Source organism: Rhizobium sp. OAE497 (assembly GCF_040546565.1).
Taxonomy (GTDB): domain Bacteria; phylum Pseudomonadota; class Alphaproteobacteria; order Rhizobiales; family Rhizobiaceae; genus Rhizobium.
This window is the reverse complement of the sequence record NZ_JBEPOA010000001.1, coordinates 609,607-624,051: the sequence shown is the minus strand read 5'-3', so window position 1 is coordinate 624,051 and position 14,445 is coordinate 609,607. Positions and strand designations below refer to the sequence as shown.

Genomic DNA, 14,445 nt, shown 5'->3' with positions numbered 1-14,445 from the left:
TCGTCCCTCCCCTGCTACCCCTGTCTATCTGAAGGGCTTACGCCGGCCTGCGTCAACTTCTCTACGCGTTTGACCACAGTGCTGGAGCCGGCCGAACCCCTTTGAGGATCCGGCCCTGCATGCAGCGATGCCGCGGCCGAGCCGCGGCATCTGACAACGATGATTACTTGATGGCGTCCCAGGCAGCCTGGATTTCCTTGCCGGTATCTTCGGCAGACTTGCCGCCGACGAAATCGACCATGCCGGTCCAGAAGGCGCCGGCGCCGATCTTGCCCGGCATCAGGTCCGAACCGTCGAAGCGGAAGGTCGTGGCAGTGGTCAGGATTTCGCCTTCACGCTTCATCTGCTCGTTGGCGTAAGCCGCGGTGCTGACACCCTTGTAAGGCGTCAGGAAGCTCGACTGAGCCATCCAGACTTCATGAGCGATCGGGGTCTTCAGGAAGTCGACGAAGGCGCGGGCCGTCTTCGAGTCCTTGGCGATCGAGACCAGCGTGCCTGCACCGAGAACCGGCTTGCCGAGATCGGCGTGCGAGGCATAGGTCGGCATGTAGAAGAAGTCGGCGTCCTGGCCGAGCTTCGTTCCTTCCGGGAAGAAGGACGGGATGAACGAAGCCTGGTGATGCAGGTAGCACTTCGGCGGAACGGCGAAGAGGCCCTTCGGGCTGTCGCGGAAGTCGGTCGAAGCCACGGCTGCAACGCCGCCATCGACATACTTTTCGTTCTTGGCGAACTTGCCGAATTCCTCGATCGCGGCAACAACGGCCGGATCGGTGAACTTCACTTCGTTCGTCGTCCACTTGTCGTAGACATCAGGCTTCTGCGTGCGCAGCATGATGTCTTCGATCCAGTCGGTCGCCGGCCAGCCGGTTGCGCCGCCAGAACCGAGACCGATGCACCACGGAACGCCGCCGTCCTTGACGATCTGGTCGGTGAGCGCGAAGAGCTCTTCCATGGTCGTCGGGACCTTGTAGCCCGCTTCCTTGAAGTTTTCAGGCACATACCAGACCAGCGACTTCACGTCGGCCTTGTAAGGGAATGCGTAGAAGCCTTCCTTGCCGTCCTTGCCCTTGTAGGTGCCGTAACCGACCCAGCTATCGCCGGCGCCGTAATTGTCCTTGACCCACTTGGAGGTATCGTCGCCGAGCGGCGTCAGGAAGCCCTTGCTGGCGAGGTCAGCAAGAAGGCCCGGCTGCGGCAGGATCGCGACGTTCGGCGGCGAGCCGGCCTGGGTGTCGATGACGATCTGCTGCTCGTAGTTTTCCGAGGACGAGTAGGTCGCTTCGATGCCGGTCGCTTCGGTGAAATAAGCAAGAATACTGCGGAAGAAGGCTTCATCTTCGCCGCGCCACGGTCCGAAGATCGTCAGCGGCTGACCCTTGAGGTCGGCATGCGATGCCTTGAATTCGTCGTAGCTCTTCCAGTTGAACTTGGCGTCCTGCCCCGGAGGAAACTTGAGATCGGCAGCCGAGACGCTACCTGCAAAAAGCGCCGCCGCAGCGACGCCCATCAGAAAAATCTTTTTCATGTGATCAACCTCCCATCACAATCCCAACCGCACTTTCAGCCTCTCACCGGAGCCTTTCAAAGCGCTTTGACAACAAAGTCATTCCACTTTCCTCCGAACGGAGTCAAGCTAATTCGCGAATACCGCGCAAACACTGGCAAATTTCGCGTTGCAGCAACGCTTACACGGGAATATGGAGCGATTTTTCTTGAGTCAAGCGGACCAAATGCTACATAATTTAAAAGCGCTTTGAACGGTCCGGGAGAAACCGTTGCGTGCAGAAACCGGCGGAGGAAGCATAGCACGTGAATCTGAAACAGCTATCGGAATTGCTCGGTCTTTCCCAGACGACCGTCAGCCGCGCCCTCAATGGCTATCCCGAAGTCAATGAGGCGACGCGCGAGCGTGTGCTCCAGGCTGTCAAGGAAACCGGCTATCGTCCGAACAAGGCGGCCCAGCGTCTGGCGACCGGCAAGGCCGGCTCGATCGGCCTCGTGATGCCGACCGCTCCCGGCCACCAGTCCGACGTGCATTTCGGCGAATTCCTGGCGGGGCTTGGCGAGGAAGCGCTGCGTCACGACTTTCATTTCGTAATCATGCCATCGGACCCCGATGACGAGGTCGGCGCGCTGCGGCGGCTGGCGATCAGCGGCAATGTGGATGCGCTGTTCGTCGCCTATATGCGCGGCCACGATCCCCGGCTTGCGATGCTGAAATCGCTTTCGACGCCCTTTGTCGTCCATGGCCGTTCGCATGGAACGGAGCCCGATTACCCCTATCTCGACATCGACAACGAAGCCGCCTTCTACGATGCGACGAAGCTCCTGCTGCAGCTCGGGCATACGCGCTTCGGGCTGATGAATGGCCCGGCGCATCTGGATTTCGCGATCCGGCGGAGAGAAGGCGTCGAGGCGGCGCTTGGCGAGCGCGGCCTGCATCTCAACGAAGACTGCATGAGCCACTCGCTGATGACGGACGAGCAGGGGATGGTGGCGATGGAGCAGTTCCTGCAGCTGCCGGAGCGGCCGACGGCGATCCTCTGTTCAAGTACGGTGCTGGCGCTCGGCGCCATCCGCGCCGTCAACCAGGCGGGACTGAAGCTCGGTGAAGACATCTCGCTGATCGCCCATGACGACGTGCTGCCGCTTCTGAAGCCGGAGAATTTTTCCGTGCCGCTGACGACGACGCGCTCGTCGCTACGCGCCGCGGGCGCCCGCATCGCGCAGCGCCTGATCGGAACGGTCAAGCAGACCGCCGCCTTCCCCGAGCAGGAGCTCTGGAAGGCGGAACTGATCGTCAGGGGATCGACAGGCCCTGCCCCGCGCAGCTGATCAGAACTGCGGCGGCTTCTGGCCGGCGGTGCGGTGAGCGGCGATCACGGTATTGGCCATCAGCATGGCGATCGTCATCGGGCCGACGCCACCCGGAACCGGGGTGATGACGGCGGCAACCTTTTCCGCCTCGGCAAAGGCGACGTCGCCGACGAGGCGGGTCTTGCCCTCACCCTTTTCCGGTGCCGGAACGCGGTTGATACCGACATCGATGACGGTTGCGCCGGGCTTCACCCAATCGGCCTTGACCATCTCGGGACGGCCGACGGCTGCGACCAGAATATCGGCATTGCGGCAGACGGCCGGCAGATCCTTGGTGCGCGAGTGCGCGATGGTGACGGTCGCATTGGCGTTCAGCAGCAGCTGCGCCATCGGCTTACCGAAGAGGTTCGAGCGGCCGATGACGACGGCATTCAGACCGGAGAGGTCTTCACCATGCGTGCGGCGAACGAAGACCATGGCGCCGGCCGGCGTGCAGGAGACGAGACCGGTTTCGAGATCGCCGGTGGCGAGCTTGCCGGCGTTAACGACATGCAGGCCGTCGACGTCCTTCTCCGGCAGGATCGACTGGATGATCGGCTCGCTGTTCAGCGGCTTCGGTAGCGGCAGCTGCACGAGAATGCCGTGGATCGAGGCGTCATCGTTCAACGATGCGACCAGAGCGGCAAGCTCTTCCTGCTTCGTTTCGGCCGGCAGCGTGTACTGCACCGACTTGAAGCCGCATTCCTTCGCCATCTTGCTCTTGGAATTGACATAGGCATGGCTTGCCGGATCATCGCCGACGATCACCACTGCAAGACCCGCCTTCACGCCGCTCTGCTTTTCGAGCGATGCCGTCGCCGCCTTCACGGTTTCGATCACCGAAGCGGCTACCTGCTTGCCATCGATCACTGTCGTCACGCGTCTCTCCCGCCTGTGCCATCGCGTGCGAAGCTAGGCCTTCGCCCGCCACGCCGTTTGCCTCAGAACGCCCTATCCTGTTTAAAAGCGGCAAATGCAAGGGCAATGATGCCGCCGCGCGAGGAGAAATCGCGGTTAGCGGCCAGTTGCCGCATAGCTCTGGAAGCGGCTGCGCAACTCTGCCAGTTCGGCCCGCAGCGCCGTGAGATCGTCCGGCTGCTCCGGCTCGGGCTCCGGCTGCTGGACGGCGGGCGGCTCGACGATCACCGGGATATCCAGGAGATCGAGCGGGTCTTCCTGTCGCTTGCGAAACAGGCCTGACAGCATCGAGGCGGCAAGACCGAGGATCAGGCCGATGCCACCGCCGATCGCGGAGCGAAGGGGCGTGCTGTAGCCGGTCGCGATCGCGAAGACCTGCGGAGCAGCCTGCATGGAGATATTGCCGTCGCCCATGCCAGCCTGAGGCAGGGTCGTATCGAGCCGCGACTTGGCTGCATCCGCCTTGTCGCGCAGCTCAGTCAGCTTGGCGAGATCGACGCCGGTATCGCGGCTCTGGGCGATCAGGCCGTTGCGTTCGTCGCTGAGCTTGCGGCGCGCGTCGACTGCGGATTTGGCATCGACGGCAGCATCCTTCGCCTGCACCAAGAGTTCGCGGGAGAGCTTGTCGCGAAGACCATCGACGATCCCCTGCTGGGCAAGAAGCTTCGGGTGACGCGGGCCGAGATCGATCGAGAGCTGCGAAAGCGTTGCCTTCTCGGCGGCATATCTGTCACGCGCGTCCAGCAGCACCGGCGACATCATGTCTGTGGGCAGCACGCCATCGACGACATCGGCCGGTTTGGCCGCCTTCAGACGATCGGCGCGCTCCTTCGAGAGGGTGATACGCTGTTCGGCGACCTTGAGATCGGCATCGAGCTGGTTGATCCGCTGCTGAAGGTCGATGGCGACCTTGACGTTGCCTTCACCGGTCTTGGCCGTGAAGGCGTCTAGTTCGGCGCGGGCCTGCTCATAGGCCTTCTTCAACGTGCCGTCCGATCCGGCAGCGCTGCCTGCCGGCGACGCGAGCAGCATGCCTGACAGGCGCGCGGCGATCTGGCGGGATTTCTCGGCGCTTGCGGTGGAGACATTGAGCCTGACGAGCCCGGTGCCGCCATCCGGCGCGGCTTCGACGGCTGCCGCCAGAGACACTTCGGCGCGGGACGCGGCATCTGCCGCCGCGCCATTGCCGGACAAGAGATCGAGGGCAATGCCGACGGCATTGGGCTTCTCACCGGCGAATTCAGGATCGCGGTCGAGCTTCAGCGAAGCCACGGCCGCGGCGATCATCGGGGCGGAGACCAGCTTCTTCGCGGCCGCCTGCGTCAGTGCCGGACGGGTCGCCGCATCGCCGCCGACATGCAGCACGGTGGCGGCGGAATAGCGGACGGGCGCCTGAGGCATCATGAGTGGAAAGGCCGCGCCGAGCATCAGGCCAACAAGCGCAAACGCAATCGCCTTCAAGGGAAGATGGAGCGGCTCGTCATCGATGGCTGCGGGGATGTCATTGGTATTGGCGGGGACGAATACCGGTTCCGGCAGCTGCGGGACGACGGCAGGCTGGACCGGGGGCTTTTCTGCTTTCACCGGCTGCGATGGCGCGTCATTGGCGGGCGCGAACTGCGGAGCGAGAATGGCTTCGATACGGCTTGTCAGCGGAGCCTCTGCCCTCGCCCGCGCCTGGCGTTGCTCTTCGAGCGCCTTTTCGATGACACGCAGCAATTCGGCTTCGGAGGGACGAACCGCAGGCGCATCACCGCCGCGCGATGCTTCCCGCGCGCCGAGCGGGGCGCCTGTCCGTCTGCCGTTCAATGCCTTGTTGTCATACATGGATGCCACTTCTCACGCACGTGATGGTCCGGCCATTACCCGCGGCTCAGCGAGTATTAATCGAGCCTAAACAATCATGGCAAAGAAATGGTTAATGAACGGTTCAGGAGGCCGCTATTGATGCGTGCCGCTGCGCTTCTGCGGCGGCAGAGAATTGCCGCGATCACCATCGAGTTTCAACATCCGCTCGCGCCGGCTGAACCGGTATTGCAGAACATGAAACAGGAAGACCGGAATGCCGACGACATAACGGCGCCAGAGGCGGGACGGCTCCTGGACCAATCGGTAGGCCCATTCGAGCCGCATCATCCGCACCGTTTCCGGCGCGCGCGGGATCTCGCCCGAGACGAAATCGAAGAGCGCGCCGACCGTCAGCACGAGACGGGCATGCTCCGGACGGACATGGCGATGCGCCCACTTTTCCTGCAGCGGCGTGCCCATGCCGATGATCAGCATGTCGACCTTCTGGGCGTCGAGCTCGGCGATGACATCGACGGGATTGTCCTTGTCGAAATAACCATCGGAAATGACGACGAATTCGTGCCACGGCGCATGCTTGGCGAAATTCGCCGCAGCGCGCTCGACGACGGCGCGCTTGCCGCCGATCAGGCCGACGCGGCGCGGCGTTTCCATGAAGGTCAGCAGTGCGGGGACGAAATCGGTGCCGTTGAGATTGGCCGGGAACGGGCCGCCATGCGACACCTGCGAGGCGATGTTGAGGCCGATACCATCGGGCAGGACCAGGTTCTGCTCGAGGATGTCGCGATATTCCGGATCGCGCAGCGTCATCAGCATGTTGTGGGCATTGACGAAGGAGATGACCGTCTGGCCGACCGGCAGTGACGCCAGCTCATTGATGAAGACGAGCGCGTCGTCCCATCCGAGATCGCAGACCGGCACGTCGAAAATCGTGCGGCGCGAGGCCATAACCGCGAAATTCGCGATCAGATTCATCCCAACCTCCTGCAGGGGGTGCTTCATGCGCCCAGCATCCCGGAAAACAAGCGACAGACGGCACTCCTGCCGGTGATGGCGGGGAGCGTGGCTGGCAAAGCCTGCAGCCGCTATCCCGGATGCAGAGCCATGACTGGCCTGAACCAAGGGTATATCAGCTCAATTTCAAACAACCTTTAGGAAAACCCGTCGCATTGCGGGAACCGGGGAAAGGAACGGTTAACCATCACCGACCCGAAAACGCAGATGGCGCCCGTGGGGCGCCATCTCGACCTGGACGATGAATACGATCAGTGCGCGGCCGGGGCCGCTGCCGCATCCTCTGCAGGTGCAGCTTCGACGATCTTGACCGGCTTGCCCATCTTCGGCTGCTGGCCGGAGGTGGCGGCCTTTTGATCTTCCTTCGAGAGATAATCGAGCTGCTGCAGCATGACGTCGGCGATATAGTCGCCGCCCAGCCGCTCGTTCATGCCCTTCTTGACCGCATCGCGGAATGCCTGCGGATCGAAGGACTTCACCTTGCTGATATCGACCATCTTGTTGCCGACGAGCAGCGTGAACAGCTGATCCGTCGTCATTTCCGTCAGCGGCAGCGTGGCGCCCTTCACGACATCCTTGTTCATCATGAAGTTCAGCTGGCCAATGAAATAGCCGGTTACCGCACCATCGCCGATGATCGGAATGGTGACGGTCTCGCCTTTGACAAGCTCGAGCTGCGCCTGCTTGGAATCGTCCGGCGGCGGCGCTGGCGCGGTGGCCATCTTCACCGAGAAATAGACCGAAGCCAGCGTGATCACGCAGACCCAGATGCCTGTAAAGACGAGTTTAAGCATCAGTTATCACGCGCGACGAATTGTTCCTGGGAATAGGTACCGTCGGCATCCGCATCCTGCACGGCGCTCTTCAGGAGATCGGCCACGGCACGGACGGCTTCGAGGTGAGCCTCGACGCGGCGCGCGTTGAGCGTCAGCTTCTTCTTCAGACCATGCAGCTGGTCGAGATGCGAAGCGGCAAGTTCAGCCGGATCGGTATCGCGGAACAGCATCGACAGCTCATACAGGCAACGGCTCTTGTGCGCGTTCGATACCTTGAGGTCGAACTGCGGATCGGCACCGATACGCGTATTCTCGTTATCGATGATCATTTCCAGGCGGCCGAGGACCGATTTGATACGATATTCGTTCGAGATTATTTCCATTTTTATCCTCGGCTATGCTTCTTTACTGGACTTGGTCTCCGCCGTCGGCGTGCCAAATGTCTTGCGCTGGAATTCGTCGATCATGCTGAAGGCGACCTTGCGGTCATCCTGGTCGGCAGTGGCGTTGACGATGCCGCCTTCCTTCTTGCGAAGGGCATCGTGATAGAGCTGCTTGGCGATGCCGATGCCGTCACCCTTGGAGATGACGTTACCGAGCTGCTCGGCCATCATGCCCTTCCAGATGTCGCCGGTGGCGCCCTTGCCGTAGACCTGCTCGCTATCGCTCGGCAGCATGTTCTTGATGAAGTTCTGCAGAACCATCGATTCGAACTTCCGGTAGGTTTCCGGAATCTGTTCGGTCTTTTCGCGGTTCTTGACGTCGTCGAGGCCGGTTTTCGCCGTGCTTTCGAGACCTTCGATCTTCGAGGAGAAGCCATTGCCGTTCTCGGCAAGGCTGGTTGCCCGGAACGCAGCACGGGCTGCCTTCAGTTTCTCCTGGGCGGCCGCGACCTCTGTCGGGTCGGCAGCTTTGACAACGTCCAGGACAAGATCACTGGGGGGCGAGATAGCCAACGTCACAATCCTCTAATGTAAGGTTGTGGCGATTATTATTTTTGAAGCTTGCTGGAGGCTGGCGTTGCAAATTTCTGGTCGATGATATCGTAGACCGCACTGTCATCGGCCTCGCGGCGCTCGGATTCCAGGGCTTCTTTCATCCCCTCCTCCAGCCTGTCGCCCTTTGCACGCTCGCGCTGCAGGCGCATTTCGTGCAGCTGCTGGATGCCCGTCAGCTGTTTGTCCTTGGTGCTGAGTCGCTCGAAGCGGTCGGCATAGCTCTGCGAGAAGGCGCGGTGAATCGGATCGACGGAGCCCAACGCATCGATGACATTCTCCATCGACTGGTTGACCTCGACGCGCTGGCGCGCTGTTTCGGCCAGGTCGTATTCGGCCATCTGCTCAAGATGACGCTGCACCGCGACCAGGCGCTTCAGCTTCTGAGACCGGGTCTGTTCCGCCATTGCTCTAGAGCCCTATGAAGACGGTGGGGAAGGACTGCGCAAACTGGCTGATCAGGGCCGCGACCGAGAAATAGAACAGGAAGAGCCCGCCGAGCAGCAGATAAGGCGTCGAGATGAAGTAGACCGGGATCTGCGGCGCCAGCTTGTTGATGAAGCCGATCGAGACGTTGAACATCATGCTGTAGATCAGGAACGGGCTCGAGAGCCGGAGCATGATGTAGGTGGTCGAGACCAGCGTATCGGTCAGCGAGATCAGGTTGGCGCGCATGTCGCCGGGGCCGCCGAAGGGCATGGTCGTGTAGGAATCGACCAGCGCCTTGAAGACGATGTGATGGAAATCCATCAGGAAGAGAACCATGATGCCGGCGAAGGTGATGAAACCGGACAGGCTGGTTTCCTGCGAATCTTCGACGACGTCGTTGCCGGCCGGCGAGGTGTAGCCGACCATCATGGCGATGATCGTTGCGGCAAACTGGAAGCCCATCGTGTAGACGCGGGCGAGCAGGCCGTACATGACGCCGATCAGCGATTCGGTGAAGATCAGGCCGATATAGGTGGCGCTGGTGCCGCTGACCGAGGGATAGACCGTATCCCACATCATCGGCAGCAAGGCGAGAGACAGACCGGCAGCAACGAAAACCCGCAGGATTTCAGGCACGCGTGCCGAGGAAAACCCCGGCATCGCCAAGACGCAACCACCAACCCTGCAAAAGATCAGAAAGAGCGCAAGGATGGTGCCCTGCGGGTCTGTTATCATGAAACCGAGCCCAAAATCTTTATCTCGATGCCCTTCGCCAACTCGACGTGGGACAGAACCGGAAGCGTCGCGAACAAGCGTTCGATGATCATGCGCACATAGGAGCGCGTTTCCGGCGACGTGACAAGGCAGAAAGGCAGGCCGCGATCCATGAATTCACGGATAACCTTCGTCGCCTGCTCGCTGAACTCTTCGAGAGCACGCGGATCGATGTCGAATTCGACAACTTCGCCCTTGTTGTCGCGCTTCAGAGCCTGGTGGAAGGCGAGATCCCACTTGCTGCCGAGTCGCAGGACGCGGAGCACACCGTTATCGGCAAGGTCGCCGCAAATCTGCTGCGCCATGCGGATGCGGACGTGTTCCACGATCTGCTCGGTCTTGCGGACATGCGGTGCGAGCTCGGCGACGGCTTCGAGGATCAGGTGCAGGTTGCGGATCGAGACGCGCTCGGCGAGCAGCAGCTTCAGCACCGCCTGCAGCCCCGAATAGGACATGTGCGAGGTGCAGATTTCGTCCGCCAGCTTCTTGTATTCCGGATCGAGCCGGTCGATCAGCACCTTGACGTCCTTATAGGACAGGAGCTGCGGCAGGTTGTTGCGGATGACTTCGCTCATATGCGTCAGGACGACGGAGACGTTGTCGATCGGCTGGAAGCCTTCGCGCTTCAGATCTTCGGTAAAGGCTTCGAGGACCGAAACCGCCGGCATGCCGAAAGCGGGTTCGCGGATTTCGTCTCCCGGAATACGCGGCTTGCGGCCGGAACCGGTGACGACCAGCACTTCACCGACACGCAGCTGGTTCGATGCGACGGTCGTGCCGTGGATGCGGATCTGGTAGGATTTTTCGGCGATCGCGATATCGTCGGTGACCTTGATTTCGGGAACGACGAAACCGTATTGCGTCGCGAACTTCTTGCGCATCTTGCCGACGCGGAAGGCGAGTTCCTGATGCGCGCCGAGCAGGCGGGTCGAGACCATCTTGCCGAGTGCGAGCTCGATCTCCGAGGTGCGCAGGACCGACTTGACCGAGTCCTTCTCGAGCTCCTTGCTCTGGACGACCTTCTTTTCTTCCTGTTCGCGGCGGATCTTGTTCTCAGCCTCGATCTGGCGCGGGATGAACCAGGCGCCGAAAGCCATCAGGCCGCCGAGCAGCATGAAGGGGACGGTCGGCAGACCGGGCATCAGGCCGAGGATGGCCATGAGGGCGGCCGAGACCGAGAGCGCGCGCGGATAGCCGGAAAGCTGACCGATAACCGCTTCGTCGGTGGAGCCGACATTGCCGCCGCGCGAGACCAGGAGGCCTGCAGCGAGCGAAACGATAAGAGCCGGCATCTGCGACACGAGACCGTCGCCGACCGAAAGCTTGACGAAGACGTCAGCTGCTTCGCCGATCGGCATGCCGTGGCGGAAATAGCCGATGATGATGCCGCCGAAGACGTTGATGCCGGTGATCAGAAGGCCGGCGACAGCATCACCGCGCACGAACTTGGACGCACCGTCCATGGCACCGAAGAAGGAGCTTTCTTCTTCGAGTTCCTTACGGCGCCGTTGGGCTTCCTTCTCGTCGATGATGCCGGCCGAAAGGTCAGCGTCGATCGACATCTGCTTACCGGGAATGGCGTCCAAGGTGAAACGCGCGCCGACTTCCGCGATACGCGTCGCACCCTTGGTGATGACGATGAAGTTGATGGTGATCAGGATCAGGAAGACGATCAGACCGATCACGAAGTCGCCGGACATGACGAGGCTTGCGAAGCCGGCGATAACGCCACCGGCCGCATCATGGCCTTCGTTGCCGTGCGAAAGGATGACGCGCGTCGTGGCGATGTTCAGCGCCAGTCGCGTCATGGTCGCGATCAGCAGAATGGTCGGGAATGACGAGAATTCCAGCGGCTTCTTGATCCACAGCGCGACCATGAGGATCAGCACCGAGAAAGCGATCGAGAATGCCAGGCCGAGGTCGATCAGAAATGGCGGAATCGGCAGGAAGAGAATGCAGATGATAACGATGATGCCGAAGGCAAAGCCGATATCGCGCAAACTCGGTGCGGATTTGGGAAGCGGTAGTGCAGGTGGTTGCGCCATAACTGGTTCCGTCTCTTCATGAGAGGAGGCGGATACCGGGACCCGCCCTATTCGGATCGACAGTTAAATGGCGAAGCTTGCGCGAAGATGGCTCAGAAGCCGGACTGGATGCGCGAAAAAACCATGTCCGTGAAGATCGAAATCTGCGAGCCGACGAAGGGCGCCGAGATGCCGACGGTGATCAGGACGGCAACGATCTTCGGAACGAAGGTCAGCGTCGCTTCCTGGATCTGCGTGAGGGCCTGAATGAGCGCGATGATCAGACCGACGACCATGGCCGCAGCAACCGCGGGGCCCGCCGCGACAAGCACGGTCCAGATGGCTGCCTGGAACAGATCGAGTGCATCAGCTTCATTCATAAGGCAACCTCATATCGCCCTGGGAGAAAAGTCCGGCGCGAGCCGGACTTAGGTGCTGGACGAGCTGCCAGAGCTGCTGTTATCGCCTGTCGTGGTCGAGCCGTCCGTCGGGGTCGTCGCCGGCGCCGAATCAGAGATCGTGACGCCAGTCTGGACGAGAATTTTACCGCCATCCTTCGTCGTTGCAATGATGCCGTCGGAATAAACCTTGACCGAGGAGATGACGCCTTTGACGCTACCGTCCGCGCTTTCCATGTACTTGCCGATGTAGCTGCCGGCCTGAGTGAGGCTGGAGCTGGAAAGCAGCGTGTCGAGCTTGGTATTCGTCTGGATCGTCTGTTCGACCTGCGAGAAGCTGGCGAGCTGAGACATTTGCTCGCTGGCATCTACGGGATCGGTCGGATCCTGGTTCTTCATCTGCGCGATCAGCAGCTGAAGGAAGTTATCGTAGTTCAGCGTCGCCTTCTGCTGGGCAGAAGACGTGCTGCTCGACGAGGACGAAGTGTCCGTCGCTCCGACGCCGCTTACCGCCATGGTGCGATCTCCTTGCGGATCTGTTCGACCATCGCCGGCGCCATTTCCTGCGTGTTGAGGATGTTGTCCTCAATGGCGTAGAGCGAGCGGATCGCCTTCAGAGCATCAAAGGCGCGGCCGGTCGAAACCAGACCGTCGATGCGCTTCAGTTCGGCCAGAACTTCCTCGTTGCGGAAGCAGGTCAGCAGCATGGTGATCGACTTGCGGAACATCGCCGTCGACTGTTCCTTGCCTTCCGGGTTGATGAGGATCATCTGCGCGATGAAGTAAAGCTGGCGCAGAGGCGTCGTGGCATCTTCCGGCTGCAGGACGTGATTCTCGAGAAGGAAGGTCACATCATTCAGGAATTCCAGCGCGACCTTGCGGTCAACGCGCAAAACCGCGCCGTTGATGAAGATTCTTTCCCCGGCTTTAAGTGAAATGCGAAGTGTACTTTTCATTTAAGTCCATCCCTGATGATGGTGGTAATGTCGATAATGCCCTGGTAGTTGTCCGATTGCCGCCGTCTGATCCTGTCGCATTCCTTCAAAATCCAGATTGCGATCGAAATCAGATTGGCGCGGAGCTCAATCTCAAGCTGATTGTCCGGGTGCTTCAAGTCCTCCACGAAGCTGACCCAAACGCGGCGAGTGTAAAACAGCGCCTCGATGGCTTCCCGGCCGTATTTTCCCTTGTCGCGCGCCGCGGCAAGCATTTCGATAGACCGATCGAGAACTTGTCGTTCCCTTTCTTTTGCATCGGCCACCGAGTCTTGCATGACCTCGGCATAAGAGAACTGATACATTCATGCATCCTTCTAGGTACCTTTGATCATCAAAGGTAGTTTACGAGGCTCAACTGCTGGATCTTCGAGATGATCGTGTAAGAGGTCTGAAGCTGGGTTTCCATGTTCTTGACGATCGTGGTCGCCTCGACCGGATCCACGCCCGTGAGATCGATGAGTTTGCCCTGCAGAATAGTCGACTGCGCATCCAGTGCGTCGTTGGACTTCGTCACACGCTCCTGGGAGAGACCAAGCTGGCTCTGCTGGCCCGTCAGACCGTCAACGGCCCGGCCTGCATAGTCAATTGCGCCATCCGACAGACCCGCCATGCCGGCCGTTCCAAGCCCCTGACCGGCCAGGGCCTGCGTCATGATCGTCGCCATGGCGAAATAGCGCATGCCGTCCGAATTGGCATTGGTCGAAGACGTGACGACTTCCGAATTGCTGATGCGGCTGGTCATGTTCTGGTTCGATGCAGAAGACCAATCGCCCCAAGCCGGCGGGTTCGTGACGTAAGCGCCTGACGTCGGCACCGGTGCGCCGACCGGATAGCCTGCCGGCAACGTGTCACCGGTGAACATCGGCTCGACGAACGTCGTCATGAAATTCTTCATGTCGGTTTCATCGAGATCGGCAACCGTCTTGGGATTGCCGGTGACGGGATTGGTCAGGCCGCTGGCATAGGCCTGCAGATTGGTCTGCATGGCGCTGATTGCTGCAGAGCTCTGGTCGGTCAGCGGCGGCACATCGGTGTTGACGCCGGAGAAGAGGTACTCGCCGTTGGCAGACGAGTTCGCAGTCCCCATCAGCGTCGAGAACGCGCTGGATGCCTGCTGCAATGTGACGCTGATCGTCGTCGCGCTTTCGCTGCCCTTAAGCGCCGTCAGCTTGGCCATCAGATCGTCGGCAGAGCTGTTCAGGTCACCGAGACCGTTCTGCGACATTTCCAGGCGAAGGTTGACGACGGAATTGCTGTCCTTGATCGACTTGATACGGTCGATTTCGCGGTTGAAGTCGATGCTCTTCGCCGTATTCACACCGAGCGCTACGCCGACGTCGGCGTACATCTTGGTGCTGGCCTCGACTGCCGACTGAACCATCTGGTTCTGCGACTGACGGATCGTCAACCGCATGGCGTTCTGAATGGCCGAACTAGAAATGAATGAGCTTTTCATC

At 60.6% G+C, this 14,445-nt stretch carries 16 protein-coding genes; 1 reads left to right on the top strand and 15 read right to left on the bottom strand.

The annotated features are described in order from the left end of the window. Positions 1-163 precede the first annotated feature (163 nt). Entirely contained in the window at positions 164-1,525 is a 1,362-nt protein-coding gene (locus ABIE40_RS03160; RefSeq protein ID WP_112713232.1) for an ABC transporter substrate-binding protein, read from the bottom strand. 284 nt (positions 1,526-1,809) lie between these two features. Here ABIE40_RS03160 and ABIE40_RS03155 point away from each other — a divergent pair, with 284 nt between their 5' ends. Continuing rightward, positions 1,810-2,835 carry a LacI family DNA-binding transcriptional regulator gene (locus ABIE40_RS03155; protein ID WP_112713234.1) on the top strand — a complete coding sequence of 342 codons (1,026 nt, stop codon included), beginning with the start codon at positions 1,810-1,812 and terminating at the stop codon, positions 2,833-2,835. Here the strand turns inward: ABIE40_RS03155 and folD are convergent, their stop codons facing one another. The 14 genes from folD to ABIE40_RS03085 form a co-directional block, all read right to left on the bottom strand. Then, positions 2,836-3,735, bottom strand: coding sequence for a bifunctional methylenetetrahydrofolate dehydrogenase/methenyltetrahydrofolate cyclohydrolase FolD (gene folD / locus ABIE40_RS03150; protein WP_112713236.1), 900 nt, complete (start codon positions 3,733-3,735; stop codon positions 2,836-2,838). A 135-nt stretch (positions 3,736-3,870) separates the two neighbouring features. Continuing rightward, a complete protein-coding gene (locus ABIE40_RS03145; RefSeq protein WP_199626194.1) occupies positions 3,871-5,601 on the bottom strand; it encodes a succinoglycan biosynthesis protein exop in 1,731 nt (576 codons plus the stop codon). 114 nt (positions 5,602-5,715) lie between these two features. Then, complete coding sequence (locus ABIE40_RS03140; RefSeq protein ID WP_199626193.1) at positions 5,716-6,555, bottom strand: WecB/TagA/CpsF family glycosyltransferase; 840 nt, start codon at positions 6,553-6,555, stop codon at positions 5,716-5,718. A 290-nt stretch (positions 6,556-6,845) separates the two neighbouring features. Next, positions 6,846-7,388 (bottom strand): hypothetical protein, encoded by a 543-nt coding sequence (locus ABIE40_RS03135; protein WP_130279049.1) that lies wholly within the window; start codon positions 7,386-7,388, stop codon positions 6,846-6,848. Next, positions 7,388-7,753: a hypothetical protein gene (locus ABIE40_RS03130; protein WP_112713244.1), complete on the bottom strand. Its 366-nt coding sequence runs from the start codon at positions 7,751-7,753 to the stop codon at positions 7,388-7,390. Before ABIE40_RS03130 ends, ABIE40_RS03135 begins: the two co-directional genes overlap by 1 nt. A 12-nt stretch (positions 7,754-7,765) precedes the next feature. Beyond that, positions 7,766-8,326: a rod-binding protein gene (locus ABIE40_RS03125; protein ID WP_112713246.1), complete on the bottom strand. Its 561-nt coding sequence runs from the start codon at positions 8,324-8,326 to the stop codon at positions 7,766-7,768. A gap of 35 nt (positions 8,327-8,361) precedes the next feature. Continuing rightward, on the bottom strand, positions 8,362-8,772 hold the full coding sequence (locus tag ABIE40_RS03120; protein WP_199626192.1) for a hypothetical protein: 411 nt from the start codon (positions 8,770-8,772) through the stop codon (positions 8,362-8,364). A gap of 4 nt (positions 8,773-8,776) precedes the next feature. Beyond that, positions 8,777-9,529: a flagellar biosynthetic protein FliR gene (fliR, locus tag ABIE40_RS03115; RefSeq protein ID WP_112713250.1), complete on the bottom strand. Its 753-nt coding sequence runs from the start codon at positions 9,527-9,529 to the stop codon at positions 8,777-8,779. Beyond that, positions 9,526-11,613, bottom strand: a complete 2,088-nt coding sequence (gene flhA, locus ABIE40_RS03110) for a flagellar biosynthesis protein FlhA (protein WP_112713252.1) — start codon at positions 11,611-11,613, stop codon at positions 9,526-9,528. Before flhA ends, fliR begins: the two co-directional genes overlap by 4 nt. 92 nt (positions 11,614-11,705) lie before the next feature. Continuing rightward, complete coding sequence (fliQ, locus tag ABIE40_RS03105; RefSeq protein ID WP_112713254.1) at positions 11,706-11,972, bottom strand: flagellar biosynthesis protein FliQ; 267 nt, start codon at positions 11,970-11,972, stop codon at positions 11,706-11,708. Between the two features lie 48 nt (positions 11,973-12,020). Next, positions 12,021-12,506, bottom strand: a complete 486-nt coding sequence (gene flgD, locus ABIE40_RS03100; RefSeq protein WP_199626191.1) for a flagellar hook assembly protein FlgD — start codon at positions 12,504-12,506, stop codon at positions 12,021-12,023. Further along, positions 12,497-12,946 carry a flagellar biosynthesis repressor FlbT gene (gene flbT / locus ABIE40_RS03095; protein WP_112713258.1) on the bottom strand — a complete coding sequence of 150 codons (450 nt, stop codon included), beginning with the start codon at positions 12,944-12,946 and terminating at the stop codon, positions 12,497-12,499. Before flbT ends, flgD begins: the two co-directional genes overlap by 10 nt. Continuing rightward, positions 12,943-13,290 (bottom strand): flagellar biosynthesis regulator FlaF, encoded by a 348-nt coding sequence (flaF, locus tag ABIE40_RS03090; RefSeq protein WP_112713260.1) that lies wholly within the window; start codon positions 13,288-13,290, stop codon positions 12,943-12,945. The genes flbT and flaF overlap by 4 nt, the downstream gene beginning before the upstream one ends. 29 nt (positions 13,291-13,319) lie before the next feature. Further along, complete coding sequence (locus tag ABIE40_RS03085) at positions 13,320-14,444, bottom strand: flagellar hook-associated family protein (protein ID WP_199626190.1); 1,125 nt, start codon at positions 14,442-14,444, stop codon at positions 13,320-13,322. Position 14,445: the final 1 nt, after the last annotated feature.